Annotated in this window: 1 protein-coding gene; it reads right to left on the bottom strand. The window is 55.6% G+C overall.

The annotated features are described in order from the left end of the window. The coding region (locus tag B3520_RS13695) for a DnaT-like ssDNA-binding protein (protein WP_286876292.1) at nt 1-434 on the bottom strand (434 nt) is incomplete at its 3' end. Nucleotides 435-549: the final 115 nt, after the last annotated feature.

Below are 549 nucleotides of genomic sequence, written 5' to 3'. Positions count from 1 at the left end.
CCGATCTTGACGTTCTTAAAATCTTCGAGACCTCCGAGGCTTATGCCCTCGACATTGTTCTTCAAGTAAACAGCGAGCTCAACCTGCGCGCGTTTGATTTGGTCCGGAATCTCTGTATCGGTGAAGTAATCTTCAGAAATGCGGAATGGAAAGCCTGTTGCGTACGTGTTGACGTAGGTGTCAGGCTTACGCACGCCTGTTCGAGGCCACTGCAATGCCTGTGTATCTGTTGCCCGCGCTCCTATAAATCGCTCGCGATCTAAACGCTGAGCAGCAGCAGTCAAAGCACGATTACGAGTGTCGTCGCTGCCGGTGCTCCACGCAGTTACATCGGCGCTACTGATCATTGCCTCGACGTAGGCGTCAGCCTGCGCCAGAGTCATGTAGCTGTTGGCGCTTGCGCCGCCCGCTGTTGCGTCGATTGTTACTGCCATCGGGCTTCACGGTAGAAGTCTTGTCGGTCGGCTTTTCGGGAACGGAGGCCACCGCTAGTGCAGCAGCCTCGCGTGCCTTCATCCGCCTAAAGGCGAACAGACCCATCAGGAGCTA

The organism is Marinimicrobium sp. UBA4509, from assembly GCF_002388575.1.
In the GTDB taxonomy this organism is placed as follows: domain Bacteria; phylum Pseudomonadota; class Gammaproteobacteria; order Pseudomonadales; family Cellvibrionaceae; genus Marinimicrobium; species Marinimicrobium koreense.
The sequence above is the reverse complement of the archived record's forward strand: the minus strand, read 5'-3'. Positions and strand labels throughout refer to the sequence as shown.